General features: G+C 39.1%; 15 protein-coding genes. All 15 read right to left on the bottom strand.

Going from position 1 to position 17,734, the window contains the following annotated elements; all coding sequences use genetic code 11:
* Nucleotides 1-131: 131 nt before the first annotated feature.
* The 15 genes from COD11_RS11730 to COD11_RS11660 all read right to left on the bottom strand — a co-directional run bounded on the left by COD11_RS11730 (nt 132) and on the right by COD11_RS11660 (nt 17,460).
* Nucleotides 132-1,592: a S41 family peptidase gene (locus tag COD11_RS11730; RefSeq protein WP_098797107.1), complete on the bottom strand. Its 1,461-nt coding sequence runs from the start codon at nt 1,590-1,592 to the stop codon at nt 132-134.
* Nucleotides 1,593-1,777: 185 nt separating this feature from the next.
* Nucleotides 1,778-3,064 (bottom strand): murein hydrolase activator EnvC family protein, encoded by a 1,287-nt coding sequence (locus COD11_RS11725; RefSeq protein ID WP_098797106.1) that lies wholly within the window; start codon nt 3,062-3,064, stop codon nt 1,778-1,780.
* 60 nt (nt 3,065-3,124) lie between these two features.
* On the bottom strand, nt 3,125-4,015 hold the full coding sequence (gene ftsX, locus COD11_RS11720; protein WP_098797161.1) for a permease-like cell division protein FtsX: 891 nt from the start codon (nt 4,013-4,015) through the stop codon (nt 3,125-3,127).
* The gene (gene ftsE, locus COD11_RS11715; protein ID WP_098797105.1) at nt 4,008-4,694 is read right to left on the bottom strand and encodes a cell division ATP-binding protein FtsE; all 687 of its coding nucleotides are present in this window, start codon (nt 4,692-4,694) and stop codon (nt 4,008-4,010) included. The genes ftsX and ftsE overlap by 8 nt, the downstream gene beginning before the upstream one ends.
* Before the next feature lie 268 nt (nt 4,695-4,962).
* On the bottom strand, nt 4,963-5,301 hold the full coding sequence (cccB, locus tag COD11_RS11710; RefSeq protein WP_098797104.1) for a cytochrome c551: 339 nt from the start codon (nt 5,299-5,301) through the stop codon (nt 4,963-4,965).
* A gap of 67 nt (nt 5,302-5,368) precedes the next feature.
* Nucleotides 5,369-6,229, bottom strand: coding sequence for a YitT family protein (locus tag COD11_RS11705; RefSeq protein ID WP_098797160.1), 861 nt, complete (start codon nt 6,227-6,229; stop codon nt 5,369-5,371).
* A 936-nt stretch (nt 6,230-7,165) separates the two neighbouring features.
* Nucleotides 7,166-8,267, bottom strand: a protein-coding gene (prfB, locus tag COD11_RS11700) for a peptide chain release factor 2 (RefSeq protein WP_098797103.1) whose coding sequence is annotated in 2 segments (ribosomal slippage) — nt 7,166-8,194 and nt 8,196-8,267 — 1,101 coding nt in all. Because the reading frame shifts where the segments join, the coding sequence is not laid out codon by codon here.
* A gap of 129 nt (nt 8,268-8,396) precedes the next feature.
* A complete protein-coding gene (secA, locus tag COD11_RS11695; RefSeq protein WP_098797102.1) occupies nt 8,397-10,907 on the bottom strand; it encodes a preprotein translocase subunit SecA in 2,511 nt (836 codons plus the stop codon).
* Between the two features lie 352 nt (nt 10,908-11,259).
* The gene (locus tag COD11_RS11690) at nt 11,260-11,544 is read right to left on the bottom strand and encodes a hypothetical protein (protein ID WP_098797101.1); all 285 of its coding nucleotides are present in this window, start codon (nt 11,542-11,544) and stop codon (nt 11,260-11,262) included.
* 211 nt (nt 11,545-11,755) lie between these two features.
* Entirely contained in the window at nt 11,756-12,694 is a 939-nt protein-coding gene (gene rbsB, locus COD11_RS11685; RefSeq protein WP_435367763.1) for a ribose ABC transporter substrate-binding protein RbsB, read from the bottom strand.
* Between the two features lie 31 nt (nt 12,695-12,725).
* Nucleotides 12,726-13,667 (bottom strand): ABC transporter permease subunit, encoded by a 942-nt coding sequence (locus COD11_RS11680; RefSeq protein ID WP_098797100.1) that lies wholly within the window; start codon nt 13,665-13,667, stop codon nt 12,726-12,728.
* Nucleotides 13,664-15,166, bottom strand: coding sequence for a sugar ABC transporter ATP-binding protein (locus COD11_RS11675; RefSeq protein ID WP_098797099.1), 1,503 nt, complete (start codon nt 15,164-15,166; stop codon nt 13,664-13,666). The genes COD11_RS11680 and COD11_RS11675 overlap by 4 nt, the downstream gene beginning before the upstream one ends.
* Nucleotides 15,163-15,564, bottom strand: coding sequence for a D-ribose pyranase (gene rbsD, locus COD11_RS11670; RefSeq protein WP_098797098.1), 402 nt, complete (start codon nt 15,562-15,564; stop codon nt 15,163-15,165). Before rbsD ends, COD11_RS11675 begins: the two co-directional genes overlap by 4 nt.
* Entirely contained in the window at nt 15,561-16,469 is a 909-nt protein-coding gene (rbsK, locus tag COD11_RS11665) for a ribokinase (RefSeq protein ID WP_098797097.1), read from the bottom strand. The genes rbsD and rbsK overlap by 4 nt, the downstream gene beginning before the upstream one ends.
* Nucleotides 16,470-16,479: 10 nt before the next feature.
* On the bottom strand, nt 16,480-17,460 hold the full coding sequence (locus COD11_RS11660; RefSeq protein WP_098797096.1) for a LacI family DNA-binding transcriptional regulator: 981 nt from the start codon (nt 17,458-17,460) through the stop codon (nt 16,480-16,482).
* Between the last annotated feature and the right edge of the window lie 274 nt (nt 17,461-17,734).

Below are 17,734 nucleotides of genomic sequence, written 5' to 3'. Positions count from 1 at the left end.
TCCTAAGTTTCACCGATATATTATAAAGGTTCGAACATAGAGGCTTTTTTTCGTCCTTAGCTTGGCTTGTTGTCAGGCATTAATTCAAAAAATCAGGGCTAACATGATGTTAGCCCTGATTCATTAAACGTTTATTTAAATAACGATTTTATCGCCATTTTCAACTGAACATCGTTGTCTTCTTTTCCTCGAAGCTCTACTACCTTTTGATTTAAAGTGTCTGCTGTTTGCAAATCAATTTTCCCGCTGATTGGAAGCTCATTTGTTTGCTGGAATGCTTTTACGGCATTTTCTGTTGCTTTACTAAAGTAGCCGTCCTCTCTTCCAGGTTCAAAGCCTAAGCCTTTTAACGCAAGCTGTGCGGTTTTAATTTGGTCATTATTCATATCAAACGTTAACGCCTTTTCAATTTGTAAAGGGCTTGCTTGATATAGTGCCGGCTGCTCTACTTTAATTGTCGGCTCCACACCTTTTTTGTGTATCCAATTGCCTTCAGGCGTTAACCATTTGTACAGCGTTAACTTGATATTGCTTCCATCTCCCATCGGAACAGCCTGCTGTACCGTTCCTTTACCAAACGAAGATACACCAACAATATCATATCCTGATGCTTCTTTTAATGCACCTGCTAAAATTTCTGAAGCAGAAGCACTTCCTTTATCAATTAACACAGACACAGGATAGTCTTTTTTCTCAGAAAGCTTAGAGAAATAACGCTTTTTATCTCCATTGCGTTCTTGAATTTGGATATAAGGGTGATCCTTCGTCACAAACTCTTTTAAAATTTCTTCAACACTTTGTAAGTAGCCGCCAGGATTTCCGCGAACATCTAACACAAGTCCTTCAATATTGTCTTTTTCTAATTTTGTTAAGGTTTCTTTAAAGTCTTGTGCTGTGTTTTCAGAGAACGAGGTAATTTGGATGTAACCCACCTTTTTCCCTTGATAATCCTTTGTTGAACCGAACACTGTTTCTAATGGAATTTCATCACGAACAACATCAAATGTTAATTTTTCTCTTGTGTTCGGACGAACAACCTCAATCGCGACTTTTGTTCCTTTTTTCCCGCGAATTTTTAACACAGTTTCGTGTAAATCAAGCCCTTCAACGTTTTCTCCATCAATGCTCACGATTTGGTCATTTGGCTGAAGACCTGCTTTTTCAGCAGGAGAGCCTTTAAATGGAGAAACAATCGTTACTCTGCCTTCCTGCATGCCAACCTCAGCGCCAATTCCTTCAAAGGAGGAATCAAGTGATTGTGAAAACTGTGCTGCTGTTTCTTTGTCCATATATACAGAGTATGGATCTTCAAGCGTTGAAAGCATACCCTGAATTGCGCCTTCTAATAGTTCCTCTTCATTAACATCCTCAACATATTTCGTTGAGATTAATTCAAGAGCTTGTTTAAACTTATCAAACCCTTCAATTTCAGATGCTTGTTCTTCTTCAGATTGAAACACATTCCCAAACGTTGGGATCGCTTCAGCTTCCTTAGGTGCTGGATCTTCCGTAAGCTCTAATCCTACAAACATTCCACCTGCGCCAACGAGTACGCCAAGTGCTAGTAATAATGCTGTGATTTTCTGATTCATCCTTTACCTCCTCATGCCAATATAGCCAGGTTTATGTAATTCATTTTGTAAGTAGACTTTTCCTATTATATGTAAAGCTTGGTCATATCATGTAAATAAAAAAACAAAACCTAACGGAAGGTACGAAGTTAAACGAAAAGCCCCTAAAACATACGATGTTTTAGAGGCTTTCTATGTGGGTAATATTATGGTAAATAGTCCAATGGATTAACAGAGCTTGAAGATCCGTTCCATGGTCCTTTATGAATTTCAAAGTGTAAATGCTGTCCTGTTGAACGCCCTGTATTTCCCATGATGCCAATTTGCTGACCTTTTGAAACAGATTGTCCTGATTTAACATAGAATTGTTCCATGTGAGCATAAACAGTTGTGTAAACTTGTCCATTAATTTTATGAGAAATGTATACTACATTTCCGTAACTGCTTGAGTAGTTGGCACGTATTACTGTACCTCCTGCTGAAGCCACAATTGGAACATCAGCACTGTTGGCAATATCAATACCAGAGTGCAGCTTCTTACCACCTGTTACAGGGTGAATACGGTAGCCATATCCTGATGTAAATGAACCGGACGCAGGCCACATAAAGCTTCCACTTGTCACAGCAGGTGTTTGTGAAGATGAACTGTTGCTTGAGCTTGAAGAATTTGAGTTAGATTTATTAGCTGCTGCCTGTGCTTTTCGTTTAGCTTCCGCAGCTGCTGCTTCACGCTGACGCTTTTCTTCAGCTTCGATTGCTGTTTTTTGCTCTTCTAAAAATGCTGCTTCATCTTCTAACTCATGCATTTCATGAATGGCTTCATCATGCTGTACTTGAACTTGGGCCATTAGCTCTTCTTTTTTCTTCTTTTGACCAGCTAACTGCTGTTTAAGAGTTTCTAATTGTGTTAGAGCATTTTCAAGTTCTACTAATTTCTTATTTAGATCTGCCTCTGCTTGCTCTAACGTTTGCTTGTCAGCTTCATGCGCTTTAATGATTTCACGGTCAGCTTCCACAATTGTTGTGACCGCATTAACACGACCAACAAAGTCTCCAAAGCTTTGAGCACCTAGAAGCACATCTAAATAACTAATCACACCGCCAGATTCTTGTAGCGTACGAGCACGATCTTCTAAAAGCTTATTACGCTCAGCAATACGAGCTTTCACTTCTTCAATTTCTACTTTTAATTCTTCAATTTGCTTTCTTGACTCTTCAATACTAGCTTCTTGTTCACGAATTTTCCCGTTCGTTTCAGCAAATTGCGTATCGATTTTTTTAATTTCTTCATCTAATTTCACTTCTTGATCTTTAAGCTCAGAGATTTCATTTTCCTTTTGATCAAGATCCGTTGATACATCAGATTGTTTTTTCTCTATTTCTTGCTTCTTTTCCTGTAACGTTTGAGCGAAGCCAAGGTGGTGATTAGGTAGTAATAAAGTGCTTGTCCCTAAAACAGCAGCCAAGCTAAACGTCATTAGTTTTCGATTCATCTTGTTTCCTCCCCAACGTTATGTAAAAACTAGTAAACTAGCAATAAAAATATTGCTAGTTTACACTTTTAAAAACTTACGAACAGACATTAAACTTCCCCAAATTCCAATTAACGCACCGATGAACAATAGAAGTGCTGATATTTGGAAAAGGAATGGACTTGACGGTAATAACTCAACAAATGATCCTTGAAGCTTAGGAATCGCCCATGTGTACAGAGATTTATAAACAACGCCAATTAAAATAATCGGAATCACTGCACCAAACACACCTAAGAATAAACCTTCCAGAAAGAACGGCCAACGAATAAATCCGTTTGTTGCCCCTACAAGTCTCATAATCTCAATTTCATGTCGACGAGCAACGATTGTAATTTTAATCGTATTAGAAATTAAGAACATGGCAGTAAAGATTAGTCCGATGATTAAGCCAATTCCAATATTACGAGAGATCGAAATGACATCAAATAATTTTTCAACCTGGTCTTGTCCGTATCTTACCTTAGAGGCATTAGCCAATTTCGTGATCTTCTCGGCTAAAGCACTCGTATCATTTGGATCCTTTGCTTTTACAATAAACACGTCATTTAACGGGTTATTTTGTTCAAAAAGCTGGAATGACTTTCCTTCTTCTCCTAAGCTTTCAACAAGATTTTCTAGCTCTTTTTCTTTAGGAGAGAAAACAACGGTATCAACTTGTTCTATTTTTTCTATTTCACTCTTAAGAGCATTTTGCGCTGCTTCATCTGCTGTTACATCGATCAATACACGAATCTCAACATCATTTTCAAGATTAGATGCAACATGGTTAAGATTCATCATGATGACTAGGAATGTTCCGACTAAGATCAGCGTAACAGTCACCGCACTGATCGATGCAAATGTCATCCATGTATTTCTTGCTAAACTCTTTAAGCTTTCACGAATATGACGGCCAAGAGAATTAGTCATAAATACCATACTCCCCTCTTGCTTCGTCACGCACAATCTTTCCATCCTCGATTGCGATGACACGCTTTTTTAACGTGTTCACAATTTCTTTGTTATGTGTTGCCATCACAATCGTTGTTCCACGATCATTGATTTCTTCAAACAAATGCATGATTTCCCATGATGTATCAGGGTCAAGGTTACCCGTCGGCTCATCGGCAATCATTACTGCTGGGTTGTTCACAATGGAACGCGCAATCGATACACGCTGCTGCTCCCCACCTGATAATTCATTTGGGAAAAATCTCGCTTTGTGTTTCAGTTGAACTAAGTCTAGTACATCTAGTACTCTCTTTTTAATATTTTTAGGGTTTTCACCAATAACTTCTAATGCAAATGCAACATTTTCAAAGACTGTTAGCTTCGGTAAAAGTTTAAAGTCCTGGAAAACGACGCCGATATTACGTCTTAATAAAGGGACCTTGTTTTCCTTAAGCTTAGATAAATCCATTCCGTTGATAATGATTTTTCCGCTTGAAGGCTTCTCCTCACGGTACATCATTTTAATAAACGTTGATTTACCCGCACCACTTGGTCCAACAACATACACAAACTCACCTTGGTTGATCATTATATCGATTCCGTTAACGGCTAACACACCATTTGGATACGTTTTATATACTTCGGACATTTCTATCATAATAAACCACCTAAAGTTGTTTTTTGATCCTATGTCACTTTTTGTCGTTAATTGTCGATAAAGTAGACATAGTGATTCCTTGTTTCTAAAACTACAAATTTTATTATAACATCAATTTTCGTCAATAATAGACTAAAATATATTACATTTTCATTTCATGTCTGTTAATAAGTGTCGAAACGTTGTAATATAAGGAGATTTTTTAGGAGGGGTTGGAATAAAGTAACATGAAAAAAGGATAACCATCAGGCTATCCTATCATCTTATATTATTTCTTTTCAGCTAACCAAGCTGCCACAACTTCAGCATCCGCTTCATTTAAAATTCCCTTAGGCATACCACCTTGACCGTTGATGATAATGCTCGCAATTTCATCCTGGCTGTATTTTGCTCCGACTTCAGTTAATTTCGGACCTGCTCCACCTTCAAGTTCACGACCATGACAGCCGATACAGCTTTTTTGAAAAATTTCTTCTGCATCTCCGCTCGCTGTTTCTGTTGTGCCCTCTGTTGTATCTGCCGCTTCATCAGCAGGCGCCTCTTCTCCACCACATGCTGATAAAACAAACACAGCTCCTAATAATAAGGCAAATAATTTCGTCTTCAAAGGTACTCCTCCTTGCATCAATTTCAATTATGTAAAAAGAGTCAATTCAAGGATTATTATAACCTAACTACACTCTTTTGAAACCTTCACCCAGCACCTCAGAAGCATCCGTAACTGTCACAAATGCGTGCGGATCGATACTTCGCACCACTTGTTTCAATTTTGTGAATTCCGTTTGATCAACAACACACATGAGAACTGGCCTTTCATTGTTTGTGAACCCGCCGTGTGCAGCTAGTCTAGTAACACCACGGTCGATTTCGGTTAGTATCGCATCCTGTACCTCGGTTTGCTTGTTTGTAATAATCATCGTCATCTTTGAACGACCGAGGCCAATTTGCACAATATCAATCGTTTTGCTCGTTACATACAAACCAACTAAAGCATAAAGCCCTCTTTCAATATCAAAAACAAATGCAGCTGATAGAACGATAAGACCATCAATGAGTGCGACACAAGTTCCAAGTGAAAGACCTGTATATTTGTGAATGATCTGCGCAGCTAGATCGGTCCCGCCTGTTGAAGCTTTACCGCGGAACACAATGCCAAGACCAAGTCCTATACAAATTCCACCGAAAAGAGACCCAAGTAGAGGGTCCATTGTTGCTGGTTCCCAATCTCTTGTTAGGTAAACGATGAACGGAACAAAAATCGTTCCAATAAGTGTTTTGATCCCAAATTGCTTTCCTAGTAAAATAACTCCGGCGATAAATAGTGGTATATTAAATGCCCACTGAACATACGCTGGCTCAAAACCAAACGTCGCATCAAGAATCGTACTAATTCCACTCACCCCACCTGACGCAACCCGGTTTGGTAGTAAAAATAAATTAAAACCAATTGCAACAAACGATGAGCCAACTAATATGTAGACGTACTCAAGCACTTTTTCTAATGTAGGATTATATGTATCATTTCGTTTTCGCATATTCATCGCTTTGTTACCTCCTTTTTTAAACAATGCTATTCTTGCCCTAGATGAGTATAGCACCCGTGATTTTATCTGTGAATAACACCTAAATAACGTGGTAACGAGGTAAAGAAATCAAGTGTTGGTGGGGAGTTTTTGTTAGTGTTTGCTATTGAGGGGGAAATTATGGGGGGAGTGGCTGGTTTTTGTGTTGGGGGCTGATAGTGATACTTCTACGCATGAAGTACATGTTGTTTGCTCGGACACCTGGTTTTGGTCCTCATCTCCTCTATGAAGTACATTTTGCTTGCTCAGATTGCTGATTTTGGTCTTCATCTCCTTTATGAAGTACATTTCACTTGCTCGGGCAACTGATTTTGGTCTTCATCCCCCTTATGAAGTACATTTCGCTTGCTCGGACAGCTTGTTTTGGTTTTCATCTCCTTTATGAAGTACGTTTCGCTTTCTCCGGATGCTGATTTTGGTCTTCATCTCACTTATGAAGTACATTTCGCTTGCTCCGGATGCTGCTTTTGGTCTTCATCCCCCTTATGAAGTACATTTCGCTTGCTCGGACAGCTGATTTTGGTCTTCATCCCCCTTATGAAGTACATTTCGCTTGCTCGGACAGCTTGTTTTGGTCTTCATCTCCTTTATGAAGTACGTTTCGCTTGCTTGGACCACTGGTTTTGGTCTTCATCTCCTTTATGAAGTACATTTTGCTTATTCCGGATGCTCGTTTTGGTTTTCATAAATCTGCACATAAGCTTTCAATTTCCACGATTCTTTTTTAGTTAGTCACTTTTAAAGTTAACTTTCTTTCTGCTTCTATATCTAGCATCACTCATTCAAATAAATGTAATCCAACAAATTTGACAAAGAAAAAACGCCCAGAGCTGACTGTCCTCTTTGTAAAAAGGAACAGTCAAACTCTGAGCGATTTTTATCACTATATTATTGAATCTTCGAACGCAAATACGCGTCAATAAACGGATCAAGCTCGCCATCCATCACAGCATGAACGTTCCCGATCTCTGTGTTTGTGCGGTGGTCTTTAACCATTGAATATGGGTGGAAAACATAAGAACGAATTTGGCTTCCCCAACCGATATCTTTTTGCTCACCACGGATTTCAGCAAGCTCTGCTTCTTGCTCTTCAATACGCTTTTGATAAAGCTTAGCTTGAAGCATTTTCATGGCGCGTTCACGGTTTTTAATTTGCGAACGTTCCGTTTGACATGTTACAACAATGTTAGTTGGAGTGTGGGTAATACGAACAGCTGAGTCTGTTGTATTGATATGCTGTCCACCGGCACCACTTGCACGGTACGTATCAATTTTCAAATCTTCTGTACGGATTTCGATGTCGATTTCTTCATTGAATTCAGGCATAACTTCACAAGAAACGAACGAAGTATGACGACGACCTGATGAGTCGAATGGAGAAATACGAACAAGGCGGTGCACACCTTTTTCAGCTTTTAAATAACCGTATGCGTTATGGCCCTTGATTAAAAGTGTAACACTTTTAATCCCCGCTTCATCACCAGGTAAGTAATCAAGTGTTTCAACCTTGAAGCCTTTTTTCTCTGCCCAGCGTGTGTACATACGAAGTAGCATTGAGCCCCAGTCCTGAGACTCTGTACCACCTGCGCCTGGGTGAAGCTCAAGGATTGCGTTGTTTTTGTCGTGTTGTTCACTAAGTAAAAGCTGAAGTTCAAAGTCATTTAGCTTTGAAACTAAATCTTTTATTTCAGTGACTAGTTCTTCACGTAAATCTTCATCGTCTTCCTCTTTAACGAGTTCATATGTTAATTGAAGATTTTCATAAGATTCGTTTAGTTCGTGGAATTGATCAACCATTTCTTTTAGCGCATTTGTTTCATTAATAACAGCTTGTGCAGCGTTTTGATTATCCCAGAAATCTGGTGCTGTCATTTGTGCTTCAAGCTGTTGAATACGTGCTTCTTTGATATCGAGGTCAAAGAGACCCCCTAAAGTCCGCTAAACGTTTAGCTGTTTTTTCGAGCTCTTGACGAATTTCTACTAGTTCCATGAAAGTCACTCCATTTATATATTTATATTGAAAAAGTGCTAATCTTTATTCGCAACAAGAGAGAGGTGGGTGCACCTCTCTCTTTGATAATGTTCTATTATATACGTTTCAGTAGGTAAACGCTAGTGATTATTGACCGCAGCAGTTTTTGTATTTCTTTCCGCTGCCGCAAATACATGCATCATTACGGCCGATTTCCACAACTTTACGAGTTGGTTTTTTCTTAACTGGCTCATCGCCTTCTTTCGCGTGAACAGCAGTTTGACCTTTTGCAACCTCTTGACGCTCAAGGTTGTTGCGGATTTGTGCCTTCATGATGTACTTCGCTACATCTTCTTCGATTGAAGCGATCATGTTTTCAAACATGGCGAAGCCTTCCATTTGGTATTCGCGTAACGGATCGTTTTGTCCGTAAGCACGTAAATGAATACCTTGACGAAGCTGATCCATCGCATCGATGTGATCCATCCACTTTGTATCAACTGCACGAAGAAGGATAACTTTTTCGAATTCACGCATTTGCTCTTCACCAAAGTCTGCTTCCTTCGCATCATAGTGTGCAAGTGCTTTTTTGTAGATCAACTCAGCCATTTCCTCAGGATCTTTACGGCGAAGATCTGATACAGTAAGCTCATCTTCTGTAAGAATGTTTGCATTCATATAGTCGATGATGCCTTCTAAGTTCCAATCTTCTTCAACTTCCTCTTTAGGAGTATACATTCCTACCGCACGTTCGATCGTTGATTTTAGCATTTTCTCAACAATTTCACGAAGGTTGTCAGAATCAAGAACCTCGAAACGTTGCTTGTAAATAACTTCACGCTGCTGACGAAGAACATCGTCATATTGTAAAAGCTGCTTACGCGCATCAAAGTTATTTCCTTCAACACGTTTTTGCGCAGATTCAACGGCGCGTGAAACGATTTTACTTTGAATTGGTTGCGTATCATCCATACCTAGACGATCCATCATATTCATCATGTTTTCAGAACCGAAACGGCGCATCAATTCATCTTCCATTGAAAGATAGAATTGAGTAATACCAGGGTCTCCTTGACGACCAGAACGTCCGCGAAGCTGGTTATCAATACGACGAGATTCGTGACGTTCTGTACCGATTACAGCTAACCCGCCAACCTCACGAACACCTTCGCCAAGCTTAATATCCGTACCACGACCAGCCATGTTTGTCGCGATCGTGACAGCACCACGTTGACCGGCATTTTCAATAATTTCTGCTTCTTTTTCATGATTTTTCGCATTCAAGACATGATGTGGAACACCTTTTTTCTTAAGAAGCTGAGAAATTAATTCAGAGGTTTCAACGGCAACTGTACCAACAAGTACAGGCTGACCTAAGTCGTAACGCTGTTTAACTTCCTCAACAACCGCACGGAATTTCCCTTCCATTGAACGGTAAACTAAATCGGCTCTGTCATCACGAGCAATCGGTTTGTTCGTTGGAATCGCAACAACCTGCATGTTGTAAATATTACGGAACTCTTCTTCTTCCGTTTTCGCTGTACCAGTCATACCAGACAGCTTTTTGTACATACGGAAGTAGTTTTGGAACGTAATTGTAGCAAGTGTCATGCTTTCGTTTTGAATTTCAAGACCTTCTTTTGCTTCAATCGCTTGGTGAAGACCGTCACTGTAACGGCGTCCCTTCATTAAACGACCCGTGAATGAGTCAACGATGACAACTTGTCCTTCGTCTACCACGTAATCAACATCATTTTGCATAACAAACTGTGCTTTTAATGCTTGGTTAATGTGGTGAAGTAATGCCACATGTGAAATATCGAAAAGATTTTCAATGCCAAACGCTTTTTCCGCCTTTGTCATACCATCTTCTGTTAATTGAACAGCCTTTGTTTTCACATCATATGTGAAATCGTCCTCTTGTTTAAGCTGACGAACAAAGCCGTTTGCTTGGATGTAAAGCTTAGTAGATTTAGCCGCTTGTCCCGAAATAATTAAGGGAGTTCTCGCTTCATCGACTAAGATCGAGTCAACCTCATCGATTACGGCAAAGTTAAGCGGACGCTGCACCATTTGTTCACGATAAAGAACCATGTTATCACGTAAATAATCAAAACCTAGTTCATTGTTTGTTGAATAGGTAATGTCTGCTGCATACGCTTCACGCTTTTCATCTTTATCTAAAGAATTTAAATTAAGACCTACTGTTAAGCCTAAGAATTCGTAAAGTTGACCCATTTCATTCGCATCACGACTTGCTAAGTATTCATTGACCGTGACAACATGCACACCTTCACCAGAAAGCGCATTTAAATAAACAGGCATTGTGGAAGTTAATGTTTTACCTTCCCCTGTTTTCATCTCAGAAATATTTCCTTCATGTAAGGAAATACCCCCCATTAACTGAACCTTGTACGGGTATAGCCCCAACACACGCTTCGCTGCCTCGCGAACAACAGCAAATGCTTCTATTAAAAGATTATCTAGCGATTCACCATTCGCTACACGACCTTTAAACTCTTCTGTTTTAGCCTTTAATTGCTCATCAGATAAGCCACCCATCTGACCGCTAAGCGCATCAATCTGATCAGCCATCTTCTCATAACGATTTAACGCACGCTTATTAAAATCAAACACCTTATTCAAAATTCCAAGCATCTAATACGCTCCTCTGTGTTTAGAGTGAAATTGCTTTTATGTAAGTTTCGTCTATTCCCTATTTTAGCACTAGTTGGGGTGGTGGGGCAACAGGCGGGTGACATGGTTTGGAGTTGGGGGTGGGAGGGGGTTTTGGAGTGCCTGTCACTTCCCGAGTTTTGTCGGAAGAACTTCGGGGGGTGACAGGCACGACCCGAAGTTTGTCGATTAAAAAAGCACTCTTTTCACATAAAAAAACTTACCAAGAATAACCTTAGTAAGTTTAGAATAATTTATGATAGTTTATTCGCTAGATGGTATTGATAGTTGGAGTAATAGGAGCTAAAAACGAGGATCTAGTAGCAATAGTCATTTACGATTGATTTAATTCACGTAGCTTCTTTTCATGTTGTAATGTTTTAACAGAAATAAAGTCAACCGTTTCTTGCGTTTCCGTTAATTCCACACGAAAGCCATCCATTTTTTTCTCTATTCTATCTAATCGTCCTTCAATGCTGTCGAATCTTTCATCAACTCGTTCGAATCTTTCATCGATTTTCTCGAATCTTTCATCTACTTTCTTAAACTTTTGATCCATTTTATCTGAGTGTAATTTTAGTGCGTTGAGGATCTCTTTCAACATTGTCTCCTGTTCCATGGGTTTCACCTCCTTCTCTATCAACACTCCCATTATAACGGAATATACGTATTACCTCTATATGATTAAGTAGATTTACGATATCTTTACATAGCGGTGCCTGTCACGCCCCGAAGTTTGTTGGAAGAACACCGGGAAGTGACAGGCAAAGCCCGAAGTTTGTCGAACGCAAAAGAGGACCCAATCCGGATCCTCTTCCAGCAATCTCACGTTATTTTACTAATTCAAGTTCAACAGGAATAAACTCTTCTACTGTTTCTCCGCTCGCTACTTGAATAGCTGTGTCGATTCCTTTTTGACCGATGACAGCTGGTTTTTGGGCTACTGTTGCTGCTAAGCGACCGTCTTCAACAGCTTTTACTGCATCTTCTGTTGCGTCAAAGCCTACAACAACGATATCTGATAATCCTGCTGCTTCGATTGCTTGAAGTGCGCCTAGTGCCATTTCATCGTTATGAGCGAATACCGCTTGAATATCTTTGTTTCCTTGAAGGATATTTTCCATAACTGTTAACCCCTTCGCACGGTCAAAGTCTGCTGTTTGCTTTGCAGCTACTTCAATTGTATCTACTGCATCAATAGATTGGTGGAAGCCTTCTCCTCTTTCACGTGCTGCTGATGAACCAGGAATTCCTTCGATTTCGACTACTTTTCCTTCACTACCAAGCTGTTCTAAAATGAAGTCTCCAGCCATTTTTCCACCTGCAACGTTGTCAGATGCAATATGAGCAACAACTTCTCCACCTTCTGCACTTCGATCTAATGTAATAACAGGTACATCTGCACTGTTTGCTGATTCAATTGCAGCAGATACAGCTGCTGAGTCCGTTGGGTTTACTAGTAATACATCAACACCTTGTTGAATTAAATCCTCGATATCACTTACTTGTTTTGCTGAATCATTTTGTGCGTCAACAACAACGATTTCAATTCCTTTAGCTTTTGCTTGTTCTTCAGCACCTTCTTTTAATGTAACAAAGAATGGGTTATTTAGTGTAGAAATCGATAATCCAACCTTCACTGAACCATCATCGCTAGCGCCCTCATCAGATGAACTCTCTGAAGATGCACCAGGTGCTTCAGTTGAACATCCTACTAATAAAATCATAGCAAATGCGAAAAATAAAATACTTTTAAACATGTTTTTCATTGTAAAAATCCCCCTTATTTCGGTTTATAATTTAAGCAGCTTTCTTACGATCAAGCAGTACAGCTAGTAAAATAACACCTCCTTTAACGACTTGTTGGTAAAAGGAGCTCACATTCATAATATTTAAACCATTGTTTAGAACACCGATAATCAGTGCACCAACCAATGTTCCAAAAATCCAACCACGACCACCAGAAAGACTTGTTCCTCCAAGAACAACCGCAGCAATTGCATCAAGCTCATATGAAGCACCAGCTGTTGGTTGTGCAGAATTTAATCGTGATGAAAGAATAATTCCAGCTAACGCTGACAGTAAACCTGTAATGGAGTAAATCCAAATCTTTACACGATCGGTTCGAATACCAGATAAAATAGCTGCTTCCTCATTACCGCCAATCGCATAAACTCTGCGGCCAAAAGTAGTTTTCTTTAAGATAAAATATAAAATCGCATATGTTATTAACATCCAAATAACCGGCACTGGAACCCAGCCTACATACCCTTTTCCCATTAACACGAACAACTCACTGCTAGACAAACCTGTAATTGGTCGGCCATCTGTATAAACAAGAGTTAATCCACGAAACACCGTCATTGTTGCAAGAGTTGCGATAAACGGTGCAACCTTACCTTTTGTAATAATAAATCCATTAATGGCACCCATGATCGCACCAGCTAATAACCCTACTAAAATAGCTAAAATCGGATCCATGCCGCTAGCTAGCATACTCGCTGTTACTGCTGATGCTAACGCTAAAATGGAACCAACTGATAAATCAATTCCACCAGTCAAAATGACAAAGGTCATACCAAAAGCAATAAGTGCATTAATCGAAACTTGACGTAAAACATTTAAAATATTATCTACTGTCATAAAGTTTGGACTCACAATGGAAAGAATGATTGTGATAATAAGTAAACCAACAAGTGGTCCTAACTTTTGCAGTTTTGATGTAATAGATTTTGAGTTCATGATTCATTCCCCCCAGTAGCTGCTTGCATAATTTTTTCCTGATCTGCTTCTTCTCTTAAAAGTGTCGCCGATAACTTTCCTTCACGGATAACAAGGATTCGATCACTCATTCCAAGAATTTCTGGTAATTCCGAAGAGACCATAATAATCGCTACTCCTTGTTCTGTAAGCTGATTCATTAGTTGATAGATTTCTTTTTTCGCCCCAACATCAACACCTCTTGTTGGCTCATCCAGAATCAAGATCTTCGGCTCTATCCCAATCCACTTGCCAATCACGATTTTCTGTTGATTTCCACCACTAAGAGATTTCACTGGGAGCTCACGACTAGCTGTTTTAACATGTAATTTTTGTATTAAGTCATCAACAAATGATTCTTCTGTCTTAGACGAAATCACACTTTTTTTAGAAATTCGTCCTAAATTGGTTAGTGAAAAATTTTCACGAACAGACAAGCCAAGCACTAAACCTTCACTTTTTCGATCCTCTGTTATAAAACCAATGCCTTGTTGAATCGCATCATAGGCTGATTTGATGGAGACTTCTTTCCCATCGATCAGCACTTTCCCACTTTGCTTTTGACGATAGCCAAAGATCGCTTCCATAATCTCTGTTCTACCAGCTCCCATTAAGCCAGCAACTCCAAGAATTTCTCCTTGTTTAACTGAGAAAGAAATATGTTCAAACTTTCCTTTACAAGTGAAGTTTTCAATGTTTAATCGCTCAGGACCAAGTGTTGTTTTTCTTTCTGGAAAACGATCACCTAGTTGACGGCCAACCATCATTTTGACAATTTCATCAAAGTTCGTTTTCGGTATTTCTTTTACACCAATGAACTGACCGTCCCGTAATACAGAAATGCGGTCACAGATTTGGAAGATTTCCTCCATTCGGTGTGAAATATAAACAATTCCAACCCCTTCATCCCTTAATGAACGAATAACCTTAAACAACGCTTCGATTTCTCGATCCGTTAATGCGGCTGTTGGTTCATCCATAATGAGAACATCCATATTAGCGGCAACAGCTCTAGCAATCTCGACCATTTGTTGTTGACCAACAGATAGCTCTCCTGCCTCTATGTCAGGATCAATATCAATTCCGAGTCGATTTAAATATTCCTTCGTTTTCTGCTTCATCTCTTTATGCTTTACAATGCCAAATTTGCTATATGTAAGTTCTTTTCCTAGAAACATATTGTCTGTAACGGATAGATACGGAATAATATTTAGCTCCTGATGAATAACGGCAATTCCTGCATTTTCAGCTTCCTTCGCATTTTTAAAATGCACTTCCTTACCATTCATATAAACAGTGCCTGCATCACGCTCATAAATTCCTGTTAAAATCTTCATCAGCGTTGATTTTCCTGCACCATTCTCACCCATCAAAGCGTGTACTTCACCTGGTAAAATTTCAAACTCAACACCTTCAAGTACGACGTTACCTGAGAAAGCCTTAGAAATTCCTTTCATCTGAGCTAAAGGAGTTTTGCTCATTTAAAAATCACTCCCGCATGTAAAATGATATTGGCGTAAGGCGTTACTTCCCCCGTTCGGATAATCGCTTTTGCACTTTTACACTTTTCTTTAAATTTCTCATGTGATACATACTCTTTATTAACCTCTTCATCTAGTAAACTTAGAGTTTGTTTTTCAACTTCAGGATTTTGCTCTGATATTTCTTCTGCTAAAGTAACCTTCTCAACCTCCATATCCTCTAAAATCACCGTTAATGTTTCAAGAAATGAAGGGTCCCCTTGCTTAAGAGATAAATCAATTCGAACTGTCTCATCAGGGATTGGCAGACCACAATCTGCAATCACAATCGTATCTGTATGACCTAGCCTTGAAAGTATTTCAGATATATGACTATTAAGAATTCCTTGCTTCTTCAACTTTTGTCATCCTCTCTTTGCTGTAAAAAACGTTCAACTTCTTCTTTTGTTGGCATCCCTGATTGCGCACCTAACTTCGTAACAGAAAGCGCACCAACCGCGTTTGCAAACCTACATGCTTCTTTAATGTCAATTCCTTCACTTAATGAAACGGCAAATGCACCATTAAAGGAATCTCCTGCACCAGTTGTATCTACTGCTTCTACCTTGAATCCTTTAATTTGACTTTCACCCTTATCGTAGATAAACACACCCTCAGGTCCTTTTGTCACAATACACTTTGACTTGATTTCCTCTAACTCATCAGGCGATAGACTACTTGCAGAAAGAAGCAATTCCTGCTCATGTTCATTAGGAGTCAAATAATCTACTAAGCTTAAAAGCTCTTTTGGTAAAGCCTGAATAGGTGCCGGGTTTAAGATCACCGTTTTATTGTGTTTTTTTGCTAGTTTTGCAGCCTCCATCACACTCTCTAGTGGAATTTCCAGCTGTAGAAGCACAACATCACTTTTCGCAATAACGCTTTCATTTTTCCTTACCATTTCTGGAGTTACCTCAAAATTTGCACCCGAAACAACGATAATGCTATTGTCTCCTTTAGATAAAGTAATTGTTGCTGTCCCAGTTGACACATGTGTAACCGGTTCCACATTATTCAAAATAATGCCTTCTTTTTCAAGATGTTCAAGTAGATCCTTTCCAAACATATCATCTCCAACACAACCTATTAAAGTTACCTCAGCTCCCAATCTCGCTGCAGCAACGGCTTGGTTCGCTCCTTTTCCACCAGGAATTGTGAAAAAGGATTCTCCCATAACCGTTTCTCCAACTTTAGGTATAACCTCTGTCTTCGTTACAAGATCCATATTGATGCTTCCTATTACCGTTACCTTCCGTTTCTCCATACGTTCCACCTCATCTTTTTGTAGACTGACCGATATTCAACGTAACATCCAATCGATGACTATACTCTTGTATTGGTTTACCTTCGATTAAATCTAATAAAATTTCTGCTGCTTTGTAGCCTATTTGATAAATCGGCTGAGCAATTGTCGTAAGCTCAGGGTTTGTTAATTTAGCAAGATTAATACCATCAAAGCCAATGACTGATAAGTCCTCTGGAATTCTTTTCCCCAATTCAAGAGCCGCCTTAATCACACCTAATGCCATATAGTCATTTCCAGCAAAAATTCCATCAATATCTCTGTTTTCCGTTAGTAACTTTTTTGTTTGTTCAGTTGCTAGCTTAATATTAAAGTTTCCATTTAAAACCAGATTTTCATCAAACCAAGCTTCATGTTGAACTTCTTTTAAATACCCCTGATACCTTTCTTCGGCTATCGGTAAATCTTCAGGACCACGAATATGAGCAATCCTTTGACATCCTATGGCCTTTAAGTGTTGAACCGCTTGCCTTGCACCCTTCATATTGTCTACCGACACATAAGGAATATCTTTATCGATAAAACGGTCAACAGCCACTATTGGAATTTTATTTTTCACGATATGCATCGGCTTTAAAGTACTTGTCACAATAATGACGCCATCCACATATTTTTGTCTTAACATATCAAAATACTTTTTCTCTTTTTCCTCTTGATCATCTGAATTACAAAGAATCAATGTGTAGTCCTTGCTATTCATCACATCCTCAATTGCACGCGCAACCTCAGGGAAAAAGGGATTCGTGATATTCGGAACAATCAAAGCAATCGTTCTTGATTGCTTCTTATATAAACTACGAGCCACCGCATTCGGCGTATACTCTAACTTTTTAATCGCATCTTCCACTTTCTTACGCGTTTCTTCATTCACATATCCATTATTGTTTAAAACTCTTGAAACAGTTGCAACGGAGACTTCTGCTTCTTTTGCCACATCTTTAATCGTAATCAACTGTTTCCACCTCATAAACAAATATCTGTAACCGGTTACAGGTAGGTCCAAAAAAATAACTTGTTATGTATGTAACCCGTTACACACATTGTAAACGGTACCAAGTTTAGGTGTCAACAATTTTTTGAAAAATAAAAACAGCACCCCATTAAAGGTGCTCAGGCTGTTTAGAAAGTACGTGTTTTTTTAAAAAACACGTACTTTCTTTTAGTTTTTATCGTTCTTCTAGTAAGAAAAGGTATGGATTTTAAATAAAAAAGATCATCATACACCT

It is taken from the genome of Bacillus sp. AFS040349, assembly GCF_002577655.1.
In the GTDB taxonomy this organism is placed as follows: Bacteria; Bacillota; Bacilli; order Bacillales; family Bacillaceae; genus Metabacillus.
Note: the sequence above shows the minus strand (reverse complement) of the source record. Positions and strands in the feature narration are given on the sequence as shown.

What these genes read in the sequence shown, in the direction of transcription:
- COD11_RS11705 (WP_098797160.1), bottom strand. Translation starts at nt 6,229, where the DNA reads ATGCGAAAACGAAATGATACATATAATCCTACATTAGAAAAAGTGCTT.
- COD11_RS11690 (WP_098797101.1), bottom strand. Translation starts at nt 11,544, where the DNA reads ATGGAACAGGAGACAATGTTGAAAGAGATCCTCAACGCACTAAAATTA.
- ftsX (WP_098797161.1), bottom strand. Translation starts at nt 4,015, where the DNA reads ATGACTAATTCTCTTGGCCGTCATATTCGTGAAAGCTTAAAGAGTTTA.
- COD11_RS11730 (WP_098797107.1), bottom strand. Translation starts at nt 1,592, where the DNA reads ATGAATCAGAAAATCACAGCATTATTACTAGCACTTGGCGTACTCGTT.
- COD11_RS11675 (WP_098797099.1), bottom strand. Translation starts at nt 15,166, where the DNA reads ATGAGCAAAACTCCTTTAGCTCAGATGAAAGGAATTTCTAAGGCTTTC.
- rbsB (WP_435367763.1), bottom strand. Translation starts at nt 12,694, where the DNA reads ATGAAAAACATGTTTAAAAGTATTTTATTTTTCGCATTTGCTATGATT.
- rbsK (WP_098797097.1), bottom strand. Translation starts at nt 16,469, where the DNA reads ATGGAGAAACGGAAGGTAACGGTAATAGGAAGCATCAATATGGATCTT.
- ftsE (WP_098797105.1), bottom strand. Translation starts at nt 4,694, where the DNA reads ATGATAGAAATGTCCGAAGTATATAAAACGTATCCAAATGGTGTGTTA.
- secA (WP_098797102.1), bottom strand. Translation starts at nt 10,907, where the DNA reads ATGCTTGGAATTTTGAATAAGGTGTTTGATTTTAATAAGCGTGCGTTA.
- COD11_RS11725 (WP_098797106.1), bottom strand. Translation starts at nt 3,064, where the DNA reads ATGAATCGAAAACTAATGACGTTTAGCTTGGCTGCTGTTTTAGGGACA.
- COD11_RS11680 (WP_098797100.1), bottom strand. Translation starts at nt 13,667, where the DNA reads ATGAACTCAAAATCTATTACATCAAAACTGCAAAAGTTAGGACCACTT.